General features: G+C 54.6%; 19 protein-coding genes. 7 read left to right on the forward strand and 12 right to left on the reverse strand.

Features of this window, described 5'->3' with window-relative positions; genetic code table 11:
• Positions 1–14: 14 nt before the first annotated feature.
• Genes betA through betI form a run of 5 tightly spaced genes read right to left on the reverse strand, consistent with a single transcriptional unit; the run spans position 15 to position 5,427 of the window.
• Positions 15–1,661, reverse strand: coding sequence for a choline dehydrogenase (gene betA, locus OSB_RS11005; RefSeq protein ID WP_049835049.1), 1,647 nt, complete (start codon positions 1,659–1,661; stop codon positions 15–17).
• On the reverse strand, positions 1,658–1,891 hold the full coding sequence (locus OSB_RS11010) for a DUF6552 family protein (protein ID WP_049835050.1): 234 nt from the start codon (positions 1,889–1,891) through the stop codon (positions 1,658–1,660). Before OSB_RS11010 ends, betA begins: the two co-directional genes overlap by 4 nt.
• Positions 1,888–3,345, reverse strand: a complete 1,458-nt coding sequence (gene betB, locus OSB_RS11015; protein ID WP_049835051.1) for a betaine-aldehyde dehydrogenase — start codon at positions 3,343–3,345, stop codon at positions 1,888–1,890. The genes OSB_RS11010 and betB overlap by 4 nt, the downstream gene beginning before the upstream one ends.
• Before the next feature lies 1 nt (position 3,346).
• Entirely contained in the window at positions 3,347–4,855 is a 1,509-nt protein-coding gene (betC, locus tag OSB_RS11020) for a choline-sulfatase (RefSeq protein WP_049835052.1), read from the reverse strand.
• Positions 4,852–5,427 carry a choline-binding transcriptional repressor BetI gene (betI, locus tag OSB_RS11025; RefSeq protein ID WP_049836131.1) on the reverse strand — a complete coding sequence of 192 codons (576 nt, stop codon included), beginning with the start codon at positions 5,425–5,427 and terminating at the stop codon, positions 4,852–4,854. The genes betC and betI overlap by 4 nt, the downstream gene beginning before the upstream one ends.
• A gap of 85 nt (positions 5,428–5,512) precedes the next feature.
• On the opposite strand from betI, the gene choX reads away from it, so the two are divergent.
• The 4 genes from choX (at position 5,513) to OSB_RS11045 (ending at position 9,353) form a co-directional block, all read left to right on the forward strand.
• Complete coding sequence (choX, locus tag OSB_RS11030) at positions 5,513–6,436, forward strand: choline ABC transporter substrate-binding protein (protein ID WP_049835053.1); 924 nt, start codon at positions 5,513–5,515, stop codon at positions 6,434–6,436.
• 56 nt (positions 6,437–6,492) lie between these two features.
• Positions 6,493–7,533, forward strand: a complete 1,041-nt coding sequence (gene choW, locus OSB_RS11035) for a choline ABC transporter permease subunit (RefSeq protein WP_049835054.1) — start codon at positions 6,493–6,495, stop codon at positions 7,531–7,533.
• Entirely contained in the window at positions 7,530–8,546 is a 1,017-nt protein-coding gene (gene choV, locus OSB_RS11040; RefSeq protein WP_049835055.1) for a choline ABC transporter ATP-binding protein, read from the forward strand. Before choW ends, choV begins: the two co-directional genes overlap by 4 nt.
• Before the next feature lie 69 nt (positions 8,547–8,615).
• A complete protein-coding gene (locus OSB_RS11045; RefSeq protein WP_049835056.1) occupies positions 8,616–9,353 on the forward strand; it encodes a leucine-rich repeat domain-containing protein in 738 nt (245 codons plus the stop codon).
• On the opposite strand, the gene OSB_RS11050 is transcribed toward OSB_RS11045, so the two are convergent.
• The 6 genes from OSB_RS11050 to OSB_RS11075 form a co-directional block, all read right to left on the reverse strand.
• Positions 9,350–9,898 (reverse strand): sarcosine oxidase subunit gamma, encoded by a 549-nt coding sequence (locus tag OSB_RS11050; protein ID WP_049835057.1) that lies wholly within the window; start codon positions 9,896–9,898, stop codon positions 9,350–9,352. The two genes, OSB_RS11045 and OSB_RS11050, sit on opposite strands and share 4 nt — an antisense overlap.
• The gene (locus tag OSB_RS11055; RefSeq protein ID WP_049835058.1) at positions 9,891–12,818 is read right to left on the reverse strand and encodes a sarcosine oxidase subunit alpha family protein; all 2,928 of its coding nucleotides are present in this window, start codon (positions 12,816–12,818) and stop codon (positions 9,891–9,893) included. The genes OSB_RS11050 and OSB_RS11055 overlap by 8 nt, the downstream gene beginning before the upstream one ends.
• Positions 12,815–13,075, reverse strand: coding sequence for a sarcosine oxidase subunit delta (locus tag OSB_RS11060; protein WP_049835059.1), 261 nt, complete (start codon positions 13,073–13,075; stop codon positions 12,815–12,817). The genes OSB_RS11055 and OSB_RS11060 overlap by 4 nt, the downstream gene beginning before the upstream one ends.
• Positions 13,076–13,078: 3 nt before the next feature.
• Positions 13,079–13,567, reverse strand: coding sequence for a hypothetical protein (locus tag OSB_RS11065; RefSeq protein ID WP_049835060.1), 489 nt, complete (start codon positions 13,565–13,567; stop codon positions 13,079–13,081).
• Positions 13,568–13,576: 9 nt separating this feature from the next.
• Positions 13,577–14,830, reverse strand: coding sequence for a sarcosine oxidase subunit beta family protein (locus OSB_RS11070; RefSeq protein ID WP_049835061.1), 1,254 nt, complete (start codon positions 14,828–14,830; stop codon positions 13,577–13,579).
• Positions 14,831–14,955: 125 nt separating this feature from the next.
• Positions 14,956–16,398, reverse strand: a complete 1,443-nt coding sequence (locus OSB_RS11075) for a Glu/Leu/Phe/Val family dehydrogenase (RefSeq protein ID WP_049835062.1) — start codon at positions 16,396–16,398, stop codon at positions 14,956–14,958.
• Between the two features lie 405 nt (positions 16,399–16,803).
• Between OSB_RS11075 and OSB_RS11080 the strand changes: the two genes are divergently transcribed.
• The 3 genes from OSB_RS11080 to OSB_RS11090 are packed head-to-tail and all read left to right on the forward strand — an operon-like array spanning position 16,804 to position 19,782.
• Positions 16,804–18,588 (forward strand): TadE/TadG family type IV pilus assembly protein, encoded by a 1,785-nt coding sequence (locus tag OSB_RS11080; RefSeq protein ID WP_158454117.1) that lies wholly within the window; start codon positions 16,804–16,806, stop codon positions 18,586–18,588.
• A 10-nt stretch (positions 18,589–18,598) separates the two neighbouring features.
• Positions 18,599–19,162, forward strand: a complete 564-nt coding sequence (locus tag OSB_RS11085) for a TadE/TadG family type IV pilus assembly protein (RefSeq protein WP_049835064.1) — start codon at positions 18,599–18,601, stop codon at positions 19,160–19,162.
• Positions 19,162–19,782: a TadE/TadG family type IV pilus assembly protein gene (locus OSB_RS11090; RefSeq protein ID WP_049835065.1), complete on the forward strand. Its 621-nt coding sequence runs from the start codon at positions 19,162–19,164 to the stop codon at positions 19,780–19,782. Before OSB_RS11085 ends, OSB_RS11090 begins: the two co-directional genes overlap by 1 nt.
• Here OSB_RS11090 and OSB_RS11095 read toward each other — a convergent pair.
• A complete protein-coding gene (locus OSB_RS11095; RefSeq protein WP_049835066.1) occupies positions 19,779–20,273 on the reverse strand; it encodes a hypothetical protein in 495 nt (164 codons plus the stop codon). The genes OSB_RS11090 and OSB_RS11095 overlap by 4 nt on opposite strands.
• Positions 20,274–20,285 lie beyond the last annotated feature (12 nt).

The raw sequence follows: 20,285 nt of genomic DNA on the forward strand, positions 1-20,285 counted from the left end.
AACTTACTAACAGGTTAACGTTGCGCGGTTTTCCAGTCAGGGTGAAGCCAAGGTGCATCATTGCTGGGGGCAAGAGGCGCCTTTCCAAGCACATGATCAGCGATTTTCTCACCCACCATGATCGACGGCGCATTCAGATTGCCGTTGGTGATGCGCGGAAAAATAGAACTGTCCGCCACGCGCAAACCTTCAACTCCGATCACTCGACCCTGCGGGTCAACAACCGCCATCGGGTCGTTCACGCTGCCCATCTTACAGGTGCCGCAAGGGTGATAGGCGCTTTCGACATCTTCGCGGATGGCTGCGTCCAGTGCTTCATCCGATTGCGCATCCGCTCCCGGCAGCAACTCCTCGCCGCGAAATTTTGCAAATGCGTCCTGCCCAAAAATTTCACGCGTTAAGCGGATACAATTGCGGAACTCCTCCCAATCATCAGGATGAGACATGTAATTGAAGAAGATATTTGGATCAGCCATCGGATCGGCGGAATTCAATGTCACCGCTCCACGAGATTTGGATCGCATCGGCCCAACATGGGCCTGAAACCCTTCTTGCGCACCCGTCCCGTCATAACGAACCGCAATAGGCAGGAAATGGAACTGAATGTCAGGATAGTCCAAGCCAGCCTTAGATCGAATGAAACCTGCTGCTTCGAACTGATTGGATGCGCCAATGCCTGATTTTGTAAACAACCAGCGCGCGCCGACCCATGCTTTGGCGATCATTGACCAGTATTTGTAAAGGCTGTGACGTCCCTTCGCGGCCATTTGAACGTAAAGCTCAAGGTGGTCTTGCAGGTTTTGTCCAACTCCTGCGCGATCCGCGACAACATCAATTCCATGTTCAGACAGGTGTTCAGCGGGGCCAATGCCAGACAACATCAACAACTTGGGCGAATTAATCGCAGAGGCTGCAATAATGACCTCAACGCTGGCCTCAAGAACGCGACCGTCCGTTAATTCAACGCCTGTCGCACGGCCATTCTCCAAAACCACCCGCGCGGCAGTGCCGTGTACGACTTCGCAGTTTCCCGTAGCTTGGGCGGGGCGTAAATAGGCAGACGCGGCCGACCAGCGTTTGCCTTTCCAAATGGTCGCATCAAACGGGCCGAAACCCTCTTGTTTTTCACCATTATAATCCGACGTCAGCTCATACCCTGCCTGCGCGCCGGCCTTGATAAAGGCGCGGGTCAAACGGTTCGTTCCGGGGCCACGGGTGACATGCAGCGGGCCACCCTTGCCGCGCCAATCCTTATCACCACCTCGTCCGCCAGAATGCCAATCTTCCATGCGTTTATAATAAGGTAACACATCAGCGTAGGCCCAACCCTGCGCACCGCTTTCGGCCCAATGGTCAAAATCCTTCGCATGACCACGCACATAAATCATGCCGTTAATCGAGGACGATCCACCAATAACCTTACCGCGCGGGCAGGCCAATTCGCGTCCACCAAGATGCGGCTCAGGCGCGGATTTATAACCCCAATCATACCGCTTCATGCTCATCGGATATGACAACGCGGCAGGCATATTGATGAACGGGCCAATGTCGGTACCGCCCGTTTCAATCACGATGACCTTGCGCCCAGCCTCGGCCAATCGATAGGCCATCGCGCATCCCGCGCTGCCCGCACCGACAATTATGTATTCAGCGTTATTCATGAGTTTAAGTACCCAAAAAAGAGCGAGAAAAATGCGCCGACGTGGACAACCATGATCGCACGGTCTTTCCACATGACGCCAACGGCGAACCACAAAATGATGCCGCCAAAGAAGAAAAAGATGTTCCAAGGCACGACGTTCAAGCCTGTTAAGCCATATCCAATCAACTGGATCACGGTCGCGATCCACTTAACGTTATCAACGTAGGGAGATGTACGCAGTGCAGTCAAAACGGGGCCTCAACCGGTGCCATACCGACATAAACCGATTTCACCTGACTGTAATGCTCGATCGCCGCCTTGGAATTTTCACGCCCAACGCCAGACAGTTTTGATCCACCAAATGGAGCCTCAACAGGAGCAAGATTATAGGTGTTGATATAGGTCGTTCCGGCCTCAAACCCTGCGACCATGCGGTGCGCGCGTTTAAGGTCTTTGGTAAACACGCCCGCAGCAAGACCGAAGTCCGTGGCGTTGGCACGCTTCAGAACGTCGGCTTCGTCGTCAAAGTCCAAAACGCTTAGAACAGGGCCGAAAATCTCGTCCGTTGCAATAACCATATCGTCAGTAACGTCTGCGAAAACAGTGGGTTGCATAAAGTACCCCTTGTCCCCTTCGCGTTCACCACCCGCGACCAGTCGTGCGCCCTGCTCTAGCCCCTTAGCGATAAAGCCCTGCACGATCTCCATCTGGCGACCGGACACCATCGGCCCAAAGTTAACAGACTCGTCCAATGGGTCGCCCATTTTGACGTCCTTCAAACGTTCTGTCAGGCGTTTCAGGAATGCCTCTTTGATCCCCGACTGCACGAACACGCGCGTACCGTTGGAACAGACCTGACCGGAGCTGTAGAAGTTCCCCAAAATAGCGCCGCCAACGGCGTCTTCCAAATCTGCGTCATCAAAGATCACGATGGGGGACTTACCGCCGAGCTCCATCGTGACATGGCGAATACCCTCGGCCGCTGCCGCGTAGACTTTGCGCCCTGTCGGGACTGATCCCGTAAGCGACACCTTATCAACGCGCGGATCCGTAACCAGCGCAGCGCCAACATCACCCAAGCCCTGGATAACATTATAGATGCCCGCGGGTGCACCTGCTTCATGCAAGATTTCTGCGACCTTGAGCGCACAAAGTGGCGTTTGCTCTGACGGTTTGAAGATCATTGAATTGCCGCATGCGAGCGCGGGGGCGCCCTTCCAAGATGCGATTTGTGTAGGATAGTTCCATGCGCCAATCCCGACGCAAACACCCAGCGCTTCGCGGCGTGTGTAAACGAAATCTTCGCCAAGCTGGATGTGCTCACCCGTCAATGACGCGGCCAAGCCGCCAAAGTATTCCAACGCATCCGCTCCAGATGTGGCATCTGCGACAAGGGTCTCTTGCAGCGGCTTGCCTGTGTCGTTGGTTTCCAGAACTGACAGGTCGTAATTGCGCTCGCGCATGATGTCTGCTGCGCGGCGCAGCACACGTCCCCGCTCGGTTCCTGTCATCGCAGCCCATTCGCCCTGCGCGCGTTTGGCGGCGGAGACCGCTTGTTCAATAATCGCTGGTGTCGCGCCATAAACAATTGCGATCTGCTCTTCAGAAACAGGGCAGATCACAGGGATCGGTGTGCCGTTTTTGTCTTCTACATATTCGCCGTCGATGAAGTGGCTGGCGATAGGCTGGATATCGTAGGGCATGTTATTCCCCTCTCGGAAAGCGTTGATTTTCCTCAAGAACATTGAGGTCCATGTGGTTGCGCATGTAACGTTCTGATGCTTTTTGAAGCGGTTGATAGTCCCACGGGAAGTAGTTCCCGTTTCGCAAAGACTCATACACAACCCAGCGGCGGGCCTGACTTTCGCGCACGGCTTCATCATATGCGTTCAGGTCCCAGCGGGCTTCGGATTTGGCGCGCAATTGGCCCAAAGTCCCTTGATGTTTTGCAACATCCGCGAGGTTGTTCAGCTCGTTCGGGTCGGATTCAATATCAAATAATTGATCTGGATCGAGTAGACAGCGCGTGTATTTCCATTTTCCGTATCGCAAGCACACGAGCGGGCTGTATGAGCCCTCGGCCGCGTACTCCATCGCGACAGGTTCCGTACGCTCAACACCCTGCCCCATCGGGACGAGCGACATACCTTCCGTCCACGGCATAACCTCTTCCATCGACACGCCCGCGAGGTCGCAAAGCGTCGGGGTGACATCGATGTTTGAGACCGGCGTTTCCAACAACCCCGCTTCCATCTGCGGTGCGCAAACCATTAGCGGCACACGGGACGAGCCTTCAAAGAACGCCATCTTGAACCAAAGCCCGCGGTCGCCAAGCATATCCCCGTGGTCTGACACAAACAGGATCGTCGCTTCTTGGCGTGTATCTTCCAACGTTTGAAGAACCTCACCGACCTTATCATCGAGGTAGGAAATGTTAGCGAAATAGGCACGTCGGGCGCGACGGACTTGTTCTTCAGTAATGTCGAAATTCTCGTGGTCGTTGGCATCAAGAATACGCTTTGAATGGGCATCTTGGTCCTCATACGGGATCGGGCCGACATCTGGCATCAGATGTTCGCAATCCTCATAGAGGTCCCAATACTTCTTGCGGGTAACGTAGGGGTCATGGGGATGTGTGAACGAAACCGTAAGGCACCAAGGGCGTTCGTCATGGCCGCGCGATAGGTCATACAGTTTACGCGTCGCGTTGTAGGCGACCTCGTCATCGTATTCCATCTGGTTGGTAATTTCGGCAACACCAGCGCCAGTAACCGACCCCATATTATGGTACCACCAATCAATTCGCTCGCCCGGTTTTCGATAATCCGGCGTCCAACCAAAATCGGGCGGGTAGATGTCTGTGGTCAAGCGTTCTTCAAAGCCGTGCAGCTGATCCGGACCGACAAAATGCATCTTGCCCGACAGACAGGTTTGATACCCTGCTCGGCGAAGATGGTGGGCATAAGTTGGAATTGAAGACGCAAATTCTGCTGCATTATCATAAACTTGCGTCCGAGACGGCAACTGCCCAGACATGAACGACGCCCGCCCCGGCGCGCACAAGGGCGATGCGGTATAGGCATTCTTGAAACGGGTCGACTTCGCCGCAAGCTTTTTCAAATTCGGTGCGTGCAACCAATCCGCTGGCCCATCAGGAAACAACGTGCCGTTCAACTGGTCGACCATGATGATCAGAATATTAGGCTTGCTCATGCGTTCGCTCCCGTCAATCGATCAAGGGCGCACAGGACAGTGGAATGCGCGGTTCGGGGGTCGGTGCTTCGCGACAGAGCTGCTCGTAAATAAAGCCCGTCAATTAGCGCTGCGAGGGTTGTCGCATCCTCAGTTGGGGTCGATGACAATGGCCTAAGCGCATGTGTCAGGTTGGATTGCAAACGTCGCTGATACAGCCGCAAAAGGCGGTGCATATCGGGCTGGGTTGTCGCCTGCGCATACAGCGTCATCCACGCACAAACAGTCGCCGGATCAAAACATGAGGGTGCAAAAGACGCGGAAATTAGGGCTTCTGCACGCTCGCGCGGCGTTGTTGCATCACGTAAACGATCGCGCACCTCGACGCCAAAGTCGCGCAAGATCGCAAGCATCGCAGCCAAAAAAATCTGATCTTTACCGCCAAAATAGTGATGGGCCAGCGCCGAAGACATGCCCGCACTTTTTGCAATCTGACTTACGGTGACATCAAGCGATCCCTGCTCGCCGATGCAATCAATCGTGGCTTTAACCAAAGCCGCGCGCCGTATAGGTTCCATCCCAAGCTTTGGCATCATGTCCTCTTAAACTGTTGCCAAATGACTTAAATCGTTCTTTATTGACTCGTCAATCAACAAAAAGACACTCAGGGAGAGTATCATGAAATCTACCATCTCAATTCTGGCAATCTGCGCTGCAACAACAGCATCCGCAGACTGTGGACTTGTTACGTTTTCCGATGTTGGCTGGACAGACATCACAGCCACAACCGCAGCCACGACCGTTGTTCTGGGCGCGCTCGGTTATGAGACAGACATCAAAGTTCTTTCCGTTCCAGTGACTTACACATCCCTCGCCGAAGGCGATGTTGATGTGTTCTTGGGCAACTGGATGCCAACAATGGAAGGCGACATCGCCGCCTACCGCGAAGCTGGCACTGTCGACACCGTCCGCGCAAACCTTGAAGGCGCGAAATACACACTCGCCACTAACGCGGCTGGTGCTGCACTCGGAATCACATCTTTCGAAGCGATCGCAGCCAACGCGGATGCGCTTGACGGCAAAATCTACGGCATCGAGGCTGGCAACGACGGCAACCGTCTGATCATGGACATGATCGCCGACAACGCATTTGGTCTTGGCGATGCTGACGTCGAAGTTGTTGAGTCCTCTGAGGCAGGCATGCTGGCACAGGTTGGCCGTTCTGATGATCGCGACGAACCTGTTGTCTTCCTCGGTTGGGAGCCACACCCGATGAACGCAAACTACGACATGACCTATCTTGAAGGTGGCGATGACTGGTTCGGCCCTGATCTTGGCGGCGCGACAGTGTTCACCAACACGACTGCTGGCTACGTCGATACCTGCCCGAACGTTGGTAAGCTTTTGACAAACCTTGAATTCACGCTGGCCATGGAAAACGAAATCATGGGCGCGATCCTGAATGACGGGACTGAGCCGAACGAAGCTGCAACAGTATGGATGGCCGCAAATACGGACGTCGTAATGGGTTGGCTTGACGGTGTGACGACGATGGACGGCGGCGACGCTGCTGAAGCCGTCAAAGCCGCACTGGGCATGTAAAAGACTGATAAGGGCCGCTCAAGCCAAGCGGCCCTTTTTCTATTTGGGGGAACGGAATGAGTATTTTTCAAAGCATCGGGAATGGGATTGTCGCATTTCTAAATGGCATTCTATGGTGTCTCACGGCGCTTTGGGACTTCGCATTTTGGCTCGTCCCTGCCCTCATTTGGTTCGTCACATGGCTACCGCAACGCTTGCTTGGCCTCACGGACGAGAAGCTTCCCGTAGGCGTCACAGCCCGTGCGGGGTTTGATTACGTCAAGGACGGCGCAGCACCCTTCTTGGATGGATTTTCCGACCTAACCGAAGCCTTCATCGAATTCCTTCTGGCGTTGTTGTTGCGCCCACCAGGGGTAAACTGGCTCGGCGGGCGCGGCTTTGAACCCTATATTCCAGGATGGACCGAAGACACCCACGCCTTTCTAATCGTCGCGCTTTTCGCGCTGCTCGCTTACGTCTTGCACCGCAAAATCACCGTGACGCTTCTGATCATCGTCGGTTTCTTGTTCATCATCGACCAAGGCTACTTTGAAGAAACCGCTGAAAGCCTCAGCCTCGTGCTGTCCGCCTGCGTCGTTTGTATGTCTATCGGAGTGCCCATCGGCATCGCCGTCGCGCACCGTCCGCGCCTTTATGCGTGGATGCGCCCTGTATTGGATCTGATGCAAACGCTACCAACGTTCGTTTACCTCATCCCCGCAATTGTATTTTTCGGTATCGGCATGGTGCCCGGATTGATCGCCACGGTGATCTTCGTGCTCCCTGCCCCGATCCGCCTAACCCAGCTTGGGATTTCCTCAACGCCAAATGAATTGCTTGAAGCAGCAGATGCGTTCGGTGCGACCAAGCGGCAAAAGCTGTTCAAGGTCGAACTCCCCTCTGCCTTGCCCCAGATCATGGCTGGATTGAACCAAACCATCATGCTGTCCCTGTCTATGGTCGTCATCGCAGCGCTTGTCGGCGCGGATGGTTTGGGCGTGCCAGTTGTGCGCGCGTTGAACACCGTTGATACGGCCAAAGGGTTCGAAAGCGGACTCATCATCGTAGTGGTCGCCATCATGCTCGACCGGTTGCTGCGTATAGGAGCGAAACGATGAAAGCTGTTGAATTCAAAGATGTTTCCATCGTTTTCGGCGATAAGCCAGAAAGCGCACTGCCGCTGATGGACGAAGGCGGCGAGCGCGCCGAAATTCAGCAAGCCACAGGGCAGGTTTTGGGCGTGCACAACTGTTCGCTCGACGTAGATGCTGGGGAAATCCTTGTACTGATGGGCCTGTCCGGGTCCGGAAAATCCACGCTATTGCGCGCAGTGAATGGATTGAACCCCGTGGTGCGTGGCGGCGTGGTTGTGCACGATGGTGACTGGGCCTGCGAAGTCGGCACCGCCCCCGCCAAAGACCTGCGCAAACTGCGTCGCGAATGTGTGTCGATGGTGTTTCAACAGTTCGGCCTGCTGCCGTGGCGCACTGTGCGCGACAACGTGGGGCTTGGCCTTGAGCTTGCAGGGATGAGCAAGGCTGACAAGGCGCGTAAGGTAGACGAGCAACTTGAACTCGTCGGCCTTTCGGACCGCGCGACTGCGCTGGTTGGGGAACTTTCTGGCGGTATGCAGCAACGTGTGGGCTTGGCCCGTGCATTCGTAACCGACGCCCCGATCTTGCTGATGGATGAACCGTTTTCCGCGCTCGACCCACTGATCCGAACCCGTCTGCAGGATGAATTGCTAGACCTGCAACAACGCCTGAACCGCACCATCATATTCGTAAGCCACGATCTTGATGAAGCGTTCAAAATCGGCAATCGCATTGCGATCATGGAAGGCGGGCGCATCGTCCAATGCGGCACTCCGCGTGAGATTTTCAGCCAACCCGCGAACGGGTACGTCGCGGACTTCGTGGCCAATATGAATCCGCTTGGCGTGTTGTGCGCGCGTGATGTCATGATTGACGGATCAGGCGGACATGAGGTCGATGCTGAAACGCCTGTCTCCCAAGTGATTGATGATCTTTGCGAATTTGGTGCGCTGACGGTCACGGAAAATGGCACCGCACTGGGACAAATCACCCAGCGCAGCGTCTTGGCGCGGATCAGCCCACGCGAGGTGGGTTAAGAATACCAGACTTGCGTGGAGACACGGTAACAGGCCACTCTTGCCGGATACTCGAAAAGGATTTTCAAGATGTTGCCGTTTCCCCGCCCAGCCTTAGTCGCCATCGCCCTCACTGTCTTATCCGCATGTCAGCTGGAAACCGGCGACGCACCGAAAAGCTTTGAAGAAATGCAGGCCGATCGATTGGCCGAAACGCGGGCCAAAGTCGAAAACTGCCAAGACAGCCTGTGTGGACGTTTGAACCTCGATTCAGGACGTCTTTTGGACTACAGCCAAGTCGCCAGCATGACACATGTCACTGCATTTATGACCAGCTACACAGATTTCAGCGACTTGTCCGATATCGCTCCAATGGCACAGCTGCGTGAACTTCACATCGGGCGCACGCAGGTCACCGACCTAAGCGGGCTTTCCAATTTCCCCAACCTGACGCTGCTTCATGCGCAAGACTTACAGGTGCAGGATTACGACGAAATCGCTCAGTTGCGAGGCCTACAAGAACTCGCACTCGGCGGGTCCGATGTTGGGGACATGATATTCGTCAGCAAGCTTACGGCGCTGAGATCCTTAAACCTCAGCCGCGCTGAGGTGAGTAGCCTTGAGGCGTTGCGCCGCCATCCGTCCTTAGAAAAGCTTGATCTCGACCTGTCGACCGAGGCTGATTTTTCACCTCTCCTGACCATCCCAGGTCTAAAGGAAATATTCATCACGCCTTGGTCGTTGTCTGAAGAACAGCAAGCCGTGATCGACGCACTAGAAGCCAAAGGTGTAACCGTGATGCGCGAGGTCGCTGTAATCGTTTGCTAGCCCCCGAGTTCAGCCCGCGCAGCGATGTTTTCAGCGGCTTGCGTCAGATCATGTACCAGCGTTCCCGCCATTGACCGCATCACCATGACCTCAAAACTTTGCGCACCTAACCGCGTGATGCCCCCCGTCATATGACCGACCAGCGTCCTCGCCGTGTGGCCGCGCTTGAACTCGGTTGCGCGCAGATCGATCGGGGTCAGCCGCGCAAGAACTGCTGAAGCATCGGCGCCGTTTATCTGCACAATCGCCCATGCGTCTGAGTGATCGACGCAAGCAGCCCCTCCCAATTCAGGGCACTCCGTCCCGATCAAAAGCGCTTGTTCCTTGCCGCACCACACGGCACGAGGGGTCGTTCCAACGCTGCGATTTGGTGCAGGAAAACCCACACCGATGGCAGCTTTTAATGCCGCAGACACCGCCTTTTGCTGCCCCTTATGGGGCGCAATGAGGGTTACTGGTCCGGCATCGACTTCCGTCAGTGAAACAGTGCCAATCGTCTTTGGCAGTAGTCCAGAACAGGCTGTTTGAGCGATCAATTTAACCACGGGCGAGCCCCCCTTCAGGATCAAAGAAGACAGGATGGCAAACTTCGCATAGCACGTGGTTGTTGCGCACGTGATCGATCAGCATAACGCGTTCCCCGTAGCGGTTTGGTCCATTTTTCAAAAAGCCCATGCCGATGTCGTGCCCCATGGTCGGTGAATGACAGACCGAACTTACATACCCTTGATCGTTCTCGCTCACGGCATCTGCGCCTTCGACGAACAAATGCGCACCCGCGGTCAATTTCCCATCGTTTTCAACGGGTTTCAGCCCAACAAGTTGTTCCCTCTCTGGGTCAAGCAACCCTATGCGGCGCGACATGGCATTACCAATGCAGTCTTTCTTCTGGCTCACCATACGGTCAAACCCAATATCATATGCAGTCACTCGGCCATGGATTTCTGCGTGCGTGATGAAGCCTTTTTCGATGCGCAATACATTCAATGCTTCCATTCCGTATAGCCCTCCTCCCATCGCCTCTGCTTGCGCTGTAAGTAGCCCAAACAGCGACGCACCAAAGCGCGCAGGTACGGCGATTTCATAAGCGTGCTCGCCCGAGAACGAGATGCGGAACAGACGCCCCTTCACCCCCGCAACGCTGACATCACCGCAGGCCATAAACGGCCAGCTTTCGTTGTCGATTTCCACATCCAGGATCGAATTTAGCAGCGCTCGTGATTTCGGTCCAGCAACTGCGAATTGCGCCCATTGTTCCGTAACAGAGGCAAAGCGCACATCAAGATCAGGACGCAACGCTTGGCTGACCCAATCAAGGTGTTTCATCACCTGCCCGGCAGCGGCCGTCGTCGTTGTCATCACATAATGATCAGGCCCCAGCCGCGCCGTGGTACCATCGTCCATGACATGCCCATCTTCGCGCAACATTAAGCCATAGCGCACACGGTTTTCTTTCAGGCTCGAGAACGTGTTGCAGTACACGAAATCAAGGAATTCAGCGGCGTCCGCCCCCTGAATGTCGATCTTGCCCAAGGTTGAGACATCGCAAACACCAACATGGCTACGCACCATGTTCACTTCACGATCACAGGCCTCGCGCCAAGTGGTTTCATTGGGTTTGGAAAAGTAACTGGCACGATACCAAAGGCCAACTTCGATCATCGGCGCATTGCGATCGACGCTCGCGGTGTGGGATGTCAGGTGGCGTTTCGGGGCGAAGCCGTGGCCTTGCGATCCAGCGCCCATCGCTGCGATTGAGACTGGCACATAGGGCGGGCGGAAGGTGGTCGTGCCCGTCTCAGGAATACCTCGCCCCGTCGCATCAGCCAGCACCGCCAGTGCGGCCACGTTGGAGTTTTTACCCTGATCCGTGGCCATACCCTGCGTCGTGTAGCGTTTCATATGCTCAACGCTGCGGAAGTTTTCCTGCGCTGCCAAACGCACGTCTTTCACATGCACATCGTTCTGAAAATCAAGCCATTTTCGACCCTTACCTTCCACCTGCCAAAGTGCTTCGATGTTGTAGGCATCGTCTTCGGCGGATGGGGTGCCAATTTGGGGGGGCTTCAGATCAAGCGATTTAACCGTCGCTTTCGCGACCGCGATCCCATCTTTTAGGCAGTCCAGCGTTGAGAACTTCCCACGCGCAGCGCCCGCGACAGCCATGTCTGGAATAGACCCATCTGTCGGCACGAAACTTAGGATATCATCGGACCATGTTGGCCGCCCATTCATATGACAGGTTAGATGCACCGACGGGTTCCAACCACCTGACATCGCAAGGCAATCTGTTTCAATCTCATGGGTGCCATGTGCGTCTTGAACGGTGATGCTTTGCAAACCATGCCGCCCTTTAGTGGCAATAACCTGCGCGCCTGTGTACAGCTGGTAGTCCCCGTGTGATTGCGCGTCTTCACGGCTGTCGATGACACCTGCAACGTTCACACCTGCATCCATCAAATCCACTGCAGTGCGATGCGCATCGTCATTGTTGGCAAAGATCGTGACAGCTTTGCCAGCGGCGACGCCCCAACGGTTCAGATAGGCCCGCACAGCGGAGGCAAGCATGATGCCAGGGCGGTCATTGTTGGGAAACGCGACGGGGCGCTCAAGCGCACCCGCACACAGGATCGAACGTTTCGCCGTAATGCGCCAAAAGCATTCGCGCGGCGCGCTAAGTGGTGCGTTTTGCTCGCTCACCTGCTCAAGCGCGCCAAACGTGCCTTGGTCATATGCGCCTGTCACCGTCGTGCACGTCATTAGGCGAACGTTGTCCATCTGCGCAAGTTCCGCCAATTGGGTCTTTACCCAATCGGGTCCCGATTGGCCGTCAATTTCACCTGTTTCAGCTAACAAACGCCCACCCATTTGGGTGTCTTCATCTGCCAAAATAACGTCCGCGCCAGCCTTTGCCGCAGTAACTGCCGCTATGATGCCCGAGGGCCCAGCGCCGATGATCAGGACGTCACAATGGGCGAATGCTTTCTCGTATGTTTCCTCAACCGCGTCCCCTGACAGCGCCCCAAGACCCGCAGCACGACGAATAATCGGTTCGTACAGCTTTTCCCAGAACGCCTTGGGCCACATGAAGGTTTTATAATAAAATCCAGCACTTAAGAATGGCGAAGCCAGATCATTCACCGCCATCGCATCGTGTTTCAGCGACGGCCAAGCGTTCTGACTGTGCGCTGCAAGCCCATCATATAATGATTGCGTTGTCGCACGAATGTTAGGGTCACGCCGCGCACCCTGCCCGATCGTCACCAGCGCGTTTGGCTCCTCTGAGCCAGCCGTCAGCACACCGCGTGGGCGGTGATATTTGAACGAGCGCCCCACAAGGCGCACACCATTGGCCAACAACGCGGAGGCAAGCGTATCACCTTCGCGACCCTCGTAAGATTCACCGTCAAACGTGAACGTCAGTGCCGCGCCGTCTTGGTGCAACCCCTTACCTGCGATCCTCATGTCGACTTCTCCGCCAGAACCGCGCCAGAAACTTCATGTGTCACCGTATTGCGCGTTACAACGATCCACGCTCCACATCCTGCCTCATGGTGCCACAAGTCGCGGGTCTCACCCGCTGGGTTTTCGCGAAAGTGGAGGTAATCGTTCCAAGCTTGCGCATCCGCATCACGCGCCGGACGATCCAACATCCCAACGTGACCTTGGTAATAGAACTCGCGGCGATCACGTTCACCACAGATGGGGCATGGTAGGCGCATCTCTTAATACATCCCTTCACAAGATCCGGCAGAGGCCGCATTTAGGCGGTAAACTGTGGGTTGACCCGTCCCTTCGCTAAGGGATGAGGACGGCAAATGATCTTGTTCCCAATCCCCCAGTAACGCAGAGCCCTGAAACGTGATCCCGTCACTAGACTGGCGCGAAATGTCGATGCCTCCTGCATCGCCGTCGCTGTGGCACCTCATGCTCAAACAACCGAGGCCTACGGACAGCGTGTGCCCACCTACATTATCAGCACGACCCTGCCCTTGATCAGCCATAGTCACATCCAACACCGCCGTAACCGAAGCGGCATATTCAGGCGTATGAACCAGCAACAAGCGCATGGCTGCGACACCCTGATTGGGATTGCTCGCCAAGTGATCAGCCGAATAGATACGCGTGAAACACCCGACCTCGGGGATTGTGTTCGCCAGCGCAACACTGCTCGACAGACTGACCAACGCGGCAAGAGCTAATTTGCGTTTCATTCGAATACCTTAATGTAAATTGTGTTGAGAGCCGGTGCCCTCCTCATCCATCAAACCCGCACCGGTGCGGAACCGATCAAGACGATAACGGGCAGCGGGGGCGTGGTGTTCACCTTTGGCGATCAAGTGGGCGTAGCTAAATCCAGACCCAGGGACGGCTTTGAAACCACCATAACACCAGCCGCAATTGAGGAAGAGACCCTCAGTCTGGGTTTTGTCAATGATAGGCGAGCCATCAGGCGACATATCCATAATGCCCCCCCAACTGCGCAAGACACGCGCCTTGCCGATGGACGGCATCAGCGTCATCGCGGCATCCATAACGTGTTCTTTCATGGGAAGATTTCCACGCGCCGCGTAGGACGCATAGAAATCAAGATCGCCCCCAAACACCAAACCGCCCTTGTCGGACTGACTGATGTAGAAGTGCCCCATGCCAAAGCTGATCACACCCGGCATAATCGGCTTGAGGCCCTCAGACACAAAGGCCTGCAAAACATGGCTTTCAATCGGCAGGCGCATGCCCGCCATTTGTGCGACTTGGCTTGAGCGCCCCGCCACAACGATTGCCACCTTCTTGGCGCGGATCGCACCGCGGTTGGTTTGCACACCGCGCACAACGCCGCCTTCAACATCAATGCCCGTGACTTCGCAATTCTGGATCAAGTCGACACCGCGTTGGTCCGCCCCGCGTGCGTAGCCCCATGCAACTGCGTCATGACGTGCCGTGCCGCCGCGACGATGCATTAGGCCGCCATAAATCGGGAACCGGACGTTGTCGAAATCAATCATCGGTGCTTCGGCGCGGACCTGTTCCGGCGTCAAAAGTTCTGCGTCATCCCCTTGATTGACCATGGAATTACCGCGTCGTGCAAAATAATCGCGTTGCCCGTCGGAATGGCACAGCATCATCACACCGCGTTGTGACATCATGGTGTTATAGTTAAGGTCTTGCTCCATCCCTTCCCACAGTTTGAGGGAATGGGAATAGAATTCCGAGTTACCCGGTAGCATATAGTTGGCGCGCACAATTGTTGTATTGCGCCCAACATTGCCGCCGCCAAGGTATCCCTTTTCAAGGACCGCGACATTGGTGATGCCGTGTTCTTTGGCCAAGTAGTACGCCGTTGACAGTCCGTGACCACCGCCGCCGATGATAATCACGTCATATTCAGGCTTGGGATCGGGGTTGCGCCAAACGGGTTTCCAGCCTTTTTGGCCGAACAAACCTTCTTTGATTACTTTAAAGCCTGAATAGCCCATTGCGCCCTCTTGACTGATCCCGTCAAGACAACCCTACGGAAGCCCGTCTTGCATGCAACGCACATTTCGACATTTACCGGATCACCAGCGACCTCGGCGAGCAAAAGCCCACCGAGGGAGGTGCGTTATAGCCCCTTGGCTTTATAGCTTGCAGCGACCTTTTCGATCGAAACGAGGTAAGCAGACGTGCGCAGGTCATGCACATCTTCGCGTGCATGCCAAACCTCACGCATGGACTGGTAGGCCGTGCGCATAGTGTCATCGAGGCCAGATCGCACCAGTTCAAGCTCTCCCGCGCCGCGAAGATACTTGGATTTGAAATTCGGTGTCATCGACCATTGGTCTCCCAAATGTTCAGACAAACGCTGCAGTTCACCGACGATCAACTCATGGCGTGCCTCTTCTTGGCGTCGTTGCATGCGGCCAAAGCGGATGTGGCTCAGGTTTTTGACCCACTCGAAATACGAAACGGTAACACCACCCGCGTTGGCGTACATATCGGGAATAATAACGGTACCTTTTTCGCGCAGGATGTCATCGGCACCCGCCGTGATCGGACCATTCGCAGCCTCAATAATGAGGGGCGCTTTGATGTTGGCTGCGTTACTAAGGTTAATCACACCTTCAAGCGCTGCGGGGATCAGGATATCGCACTTTTGCTCAAGCACGGCGGCGCCGTTTTCAACATAAGTGGCGTTCGGATAATCTTTCACGCCACCATGTTTTGCAATCCAGTCGCGGACACCTTCAACGTCGAGACCACCGTCATCCGTCAGCGCACCATCGCGTTCAATAATGCCGGTGACGATGCATCCATCCTCTTCCTTAAGGAATGAAGCGGCATGATATCCCACGTTGCCAAGGCCTTGCACGACCACACGCTTGCCATCCAGTGTGCCGCTTAACCCTGCAATTTTGACATCTTCAGGGTGGCGGAAGAATTCCTGTAGCGCATACTGCACACCGCGCCCTGTTGCTTCGACACGGCCTTGGATGCCGCCCGCGTGGGTTGGCTTACCGGTTACGCAGGCTGCCGCATTAATATCTGTGGTGTTCATGCGGCGATATTGGTCCGCAATCCACGCCATTTCACGTTCGCCTGTTCCCATATCCGGTGCGGGGACGTTTTGGGACGGATGGATCAAATCGCGTTTCGCCAATTCATACGCGAAACGGCGGGTGATCCGCTCAAGCTCGTCTTCTTCCCACATGCGTGGATCAATACACAACCCGCCTTTGGACCCACCAAACGGTGTTTCCACAAGGGCACATTTATAGGTCATAAGCGCCGCCAGCGCCTCAACCTCGTTTTGGTTAACGCCAAGCGAGTACCGAATGCCCCCTTTCACGGGTTCCATATGTTCGGAATGGACTGACCGGTACCCAGTGAACGTCTCAATCTTACCGCGCAATCGCACCCCAAATCGAACCGTATAGGTGGCATTACAAACGCGAATTTTCTCTTCCAAACCGGGTGGCAGATCCATCAAAGCGACCGCGCGGTTAAACATGATATCAACGCTGTCACGGAAGGATGGTTCTTTGATAACTGGGCTTGAAGTGCTCATTGGTCGGTCCTCTCAAGACTAATTCCAGCCCCTCCTAAGCGACAGACTTTGCCGAGTTATTAAGGGGCGCACATTATTGATGAATCCGAGTTAAACATGATTCGATGCATCCGTGTGGGATAGTTTTGCCACATTCACGAAACAGGACTTATCCACAGTATCCTGATCAATGTGGCGCATTCTTCCCGCTATGCGATTGAGAATCGGGTTATTGTCCTCGACTACAGAACAATTCCCATGGTCCGGCATGTTTGTCGCGAAAAGGACGGGTGGTGAACACTTTCCCGCCCAATTTCGCCCTAATTTCGCCACCCCCAAATGTTTTAAGCACGATCGAGAGTAAGGCTGAGTCCGTTCGCAATTGTACTGCGCGAGTAGCCGAGGAAGGTTAATATGACACTGAAGATGAAAAATTTACGCTCCGATAATACGTCCCCACGGGACCTCTTTCGGATGTTGCGTCGTGATGAAGATGGGTCGATTATCATCTTCTCTCTCATGATGTTTGTCTTGATCTTGTGGTTCGGCGGCATGGCTGTCGACCTGATGCGTTTCGAAACTACACGCACCAAACTTCAAGGTACGCTTGACCGCGCTGTGCTAGCAGCCGCGGACCTTGATCAAACCTTACCTCCAGCAGAAGTCTGCGCCGATTATTTCGCGAAAGCAGGCATGTCCCAATTCCTCGACACTTGTATCGTTGATCAAGGCATCAACTACCGTGTCGTCACCGCCGTCGCGGATGCTGAAATGCCGCTATTCTTCTATGACCTGCCATCGGTTTTCTCTTCTCCGTTCTCGGCCGAGCTTTCGTCGTTAACCGTTTCAGGCACGTCGACTGCCGAAGAGCGTGTAACAGATGTTGAGGTCTCGCTTGTTTTGGACGTTTCCGGTTCCATGAACAGCAACAGCCGTATCCAAAACCTTCGTCCAGCTGCGCGTGACTTTGTAACCACCGTTCTGTCGAACAACACCAACGCACCACAAGGTCTGATCACAATCTCGATCGTACCTTACTCTGCTGTTGTTAATCCAGGCACGCTGATTGAGCCGTACTTGAACATTAATCGTAGCCATGATGAATCCGCGTGTTTGCTGTTTGATGATGACGAATTCGAAACCACTGAGCTGGATCTTTCGGCAACCTACGATCACGTCTCACACTTTGACCCGAGCTGGTACAGCGACTCCAACTCCGCATCAGATGGCGATAACCTTATCAAATACCCTTGGTGCCACGTTGGCGACCACAATGCCATTATTCCGCACACCACAAACGAAAGCGATCTGCACGACGCAATTGATGACCTTGAACCATATGGCAACACAGCCATTGATATGGGTGTTAAGTGGGCTGCGGCCCTGCTGGATCCAAGCACGAACGCAATTATTTCTGGTCTTGCAGGCCAGGCCGGAACCGGCGTTCCAGCAATCGCATCGCCCCGTCCGGAAGAATTCGGGCAATCTGACATTCTGAAAGTCATCGTTGTGATGACCGATGGCCAGAACACGACCCAGTATGACTTGGTTCCAACAATGAAATGGGACTTGTCCCGAATCTGGTTTGACCGTTCCCCATCGGGATCTGGCTCTCCGATCGATCTCGAGGAAGTCGATTACTACAGCACGTCCGTTCAGTACGCAGGTGAAAACACGACTAGTCGCACCGATGATTACTTTTATTGGGATATCTCGAGTTCGACGATCTCCCGTAGCCAGCGTTACCCACGTGGCTTTGCTAATCGCGATGCCTACCTGAATTCGGGTACAATTGCGGAATATGACGGTATTGGCTCCGGTACGATGTATGACGACAACATGTTTAATGCCAGCTGGTCTGACATGATGGCAATTCGTGTTTACAACCAAATCGACCGTGACTGGTTACGCCGCGCGTATATCCATGAGTACATTTCTTATAACGAGTATAAGGAACCTGAATGGGGGATCGACACCGGTATCGTTAACTCCACGGAAGCCAATGCCCGCCTATCAGATATTTGTGAGGCGGCCCGCGACGAAGGCATCGTGATCTATACAGTTGCATTTGAGGCGCCATCCAATGGTCAAACTGCCCTACGCGACTGTGCGAGCACGCCAAGCCACTACTTTGATGTGCAAGGCTCAGATATCTCTGACGCATTCGCCGCGATCGCTACAAACATTCGCAACTTGAAGCTGACCCAGTAAGGAAACCGGAATGATTTTCGCAATCAAATCTATCGCACGTTTCTTACGTTTGTTCCGCAAGGAAGAAGATGGCAGTGAATCTGTTGAGTTTGCTCTGATCTTTCTTCCGTTCATCCTGATCCCAGTGTCCGGATTTGAACTTGGCCTGCTCATGACCCGTCATGTGATGGTCGAACGTGGGCTGACGATGGCGGTTCGTGAAGTCTCTTTGAACACGGGCATTCCCTTCACCGATACCCAGGTGAAAACCATGATCTGCAACTCAGCGGGGATTATTCCGAACTGTATGACCAATCTGCGCCTTGAGATGCGCAACATTGACCTACGTTACACGGGTACCGCCGCTACGAACGAGATCCCTCGTACGGCCTCCTGCACCGATCTGGAAAGCCCAGATCAGGCACCGCGGAACTATACCAATGGTCAAGCAAACGAATTGATGATCGTACGCGCCTGCGGCTTGTTTTCCCCGATGCTGCCTGAATTCGGATTGGGTTATTTTCTGTCCCGCATCCGCGGCGATGGCTACTACCCACTCGTGGCGTCGACAGCCTTTGTGATGGAGCCTGTATAATGCTGACATTCATCAAATCGAAACTGCGCCGCTTCCGGCGTGAAGAAGAAGGCGCGATGGTTGTCGAAGCGATGATCATGTTCCCGACACTGTTTGCCTGCGTTATCGCAACGTTCGTTTTCTTTGACGCGTTTCGCAACCAGTCCATCAATTTGAAAGCGGCTTACACGATTTCAGATGCGCTAAGTCGCGAAGACCAAGGTATTACCAACACGTTCATCACCAACACTTGGCTCGTCCACCGCTTTTTAACCAACTCTGAAGCACTGACGAAGCTGCGCGTGACACTCGTCAAATACGTTGATGACACGGATGATGAGGTCGACAATGGCGAACATATTGCGGTTTGGTCAGTCGAAAAGGGTGGTGCGGGCACGCTCACCGACGCGGAAGTGCAAATGATGAACGCAAATAACGAAATCCCAGTCATGCCTGACGGCGAAACACTGATCCTCGTTCAGACTTGGGTCGACTATGAGCCGAACTTCAGCATTGGTCTGGGGGCTTTCACATTCGAAAACACTATCTTCACCCGTCCACGTGCTGCGGCGAATGGAGTTTGCTATGACCATAACGGTGTCCCGGATGGCGATGACATTTGTCCAGTCGGTGGTGCTTAGTCTTTCTCGAAACGACGCGAGACGATCCGCAACGCAATTTGTTCGGCCATGTATTTGGCCGGACCGGACGCCGTAGCCCCCCCAACACCAACCCGCGTCGAAAACCGCCACCAAAGCCCAGGCGCCCAAACACGCGACTGGGGGTTATGCAGGCGCAAAATGAAGCCGTTTGATGGCTTGAACGCGAACGCCCCCCGATCAATAGACTTGATATTGGACAGTTCGGCCAAAACTTGGCCAGACGTATCGCGCAGCTCTCGCTCGGTGAGAACAAGCCCAAGTAATGTCGCGCGGCGCAACCTCTCCGCGACGACAAGCGCCCCCGCGCCTAGCAAAATCAAGAAGATCTGCCATCCAAATGCGGGCGGCTCCATAAACGCCAGCAAGATCAACATGGCCCCTAGTACGAAAACCGCCCCATAGGCGAAAAGCCTGCGCAGTGCCGACGCTTGAATAGTGGCGATAACTTCGTCGTCTTTAGCGTTTTGCATGTCAGCCCCTTT

It is taken from the genome of Octadecabacter temperatus (assembly GCF_001187845.1).
Classification (GTDB): Bacteria; Pseudomonadota; Alphaproteobacteria; order Rhodobacterales; family Rhodobacteraceae; genus Octadecabacter; species Octadecabacter temperatus.

Coding starts and splice junctions, on each gene's coding strand:
- betA (WP_049835049.1), bottom strand. CDS start 1,661: ATGAATAACGCTGAATACATAATTGTCGGTGCGGGCAGCGCGGGATGC.
- betB (WP_049835051.1), bottom strand. CDS start 3,345: ATGCCCTACGATATCCAGCCTATCGCCAGCCACTTCATCGACGGCGAA.
- betC (WP_049835052.1), bottom strand. CDS start 4,855: ATGAGCAAGCCTAATATTCTGATCATCATGGTCGACCAGTTGAACGGC.
- betI (WP_049836131.1), bottom strand. CDS start 5,427: ATGCCAAAGCTTGGGATGGAACCTATACGGCGCGCGGCTTTGGTTAAA.
- choX (WP_049835053.1), top strand. CDS start 5,513: ATGAAATCTACCATCTCAATTCTGGCAATCTGCGCTGCAACAACAGCA.
- choW (WP_049835054.1), top strand. CDS start 6,493: ATGAGTATTTTTCAAAGCATCGGGAATGGGATTGTCGCATTTCTAAAT.
- choV (WP_049835055.1), top strand. CDS start 7,530: ATGAAAGCTGTTGAATTCAAAGATGTTTCCATCGTTTTCGGCGATAAG.
- OSB_RS11045 (WP_049835056.1), top strand. CDS start 8,616: ATGTTGCCGTTTCCCCGCCCAGCCTTAGTCGCCATCGCCCTCACTGTC.
- OSB_RS11055 (WP_049835058.1), bottom strand. CDS start 12,818: ATGAGGATCGCAGGTAAGGGGTTGCACCAAGACGGCGCGGCACTGACG.
- OSB_RS11060 (WP_049835059.1), bottom strand. CDS start 13,075: ATGCGCCTACCATGCCCCATCTGTGGTGAACGTGATCGCCGCGAGTTC.
- OSB_RS11065 (WP_049835060.1), bottom strand. CDS start 13,567: ATGAAACGCAAATTAGCTCTTGCCGCGTTGGTCAGTCTGTCGAGCAGT.
- OSB_RS11070 (WP_049835061.1), bottom strand. CDS start 14,830: ATGGGCTATTCAGGCTTTAAAGTAATCAAAGAAGGTTTGTTCGGCCAA.
- OSB_RS11075 (WP_049835062.1), bottom strand. CDS start 16,398: ATGAGCACTTCAAGCCCAGTTATCAAAGAACCATCCTTCCGTGACAGC.
- OSB_RS11080 (WP_158454117.1), top strand. CDS start 16,804: ATGAAAAATTTACGCTCCGATAATACGTCCCCACGGGACCTCTTTCGG.
- OSB_RS11085 (WP_049835064.1), top strand. CDS start 18,599: ATGATTTTCGCAATCAAATCTATCGCACGTTTCTTACGTTTGTTCCGC.
- OSB_RS11090 (WP_049835065.1), top strand. CDS start 19,162: ATGCTGACATTCATCAAATCGAAACTGCGCCGCTTCCGGCGTGAAGAA.
- OSB_RS11095 (WP_049835066.1), bottom strand. CDS start 20,273: ATGCAAAACGCTAAAGACGACGAAGTTATCGCCACTATTCAAGCGTCG.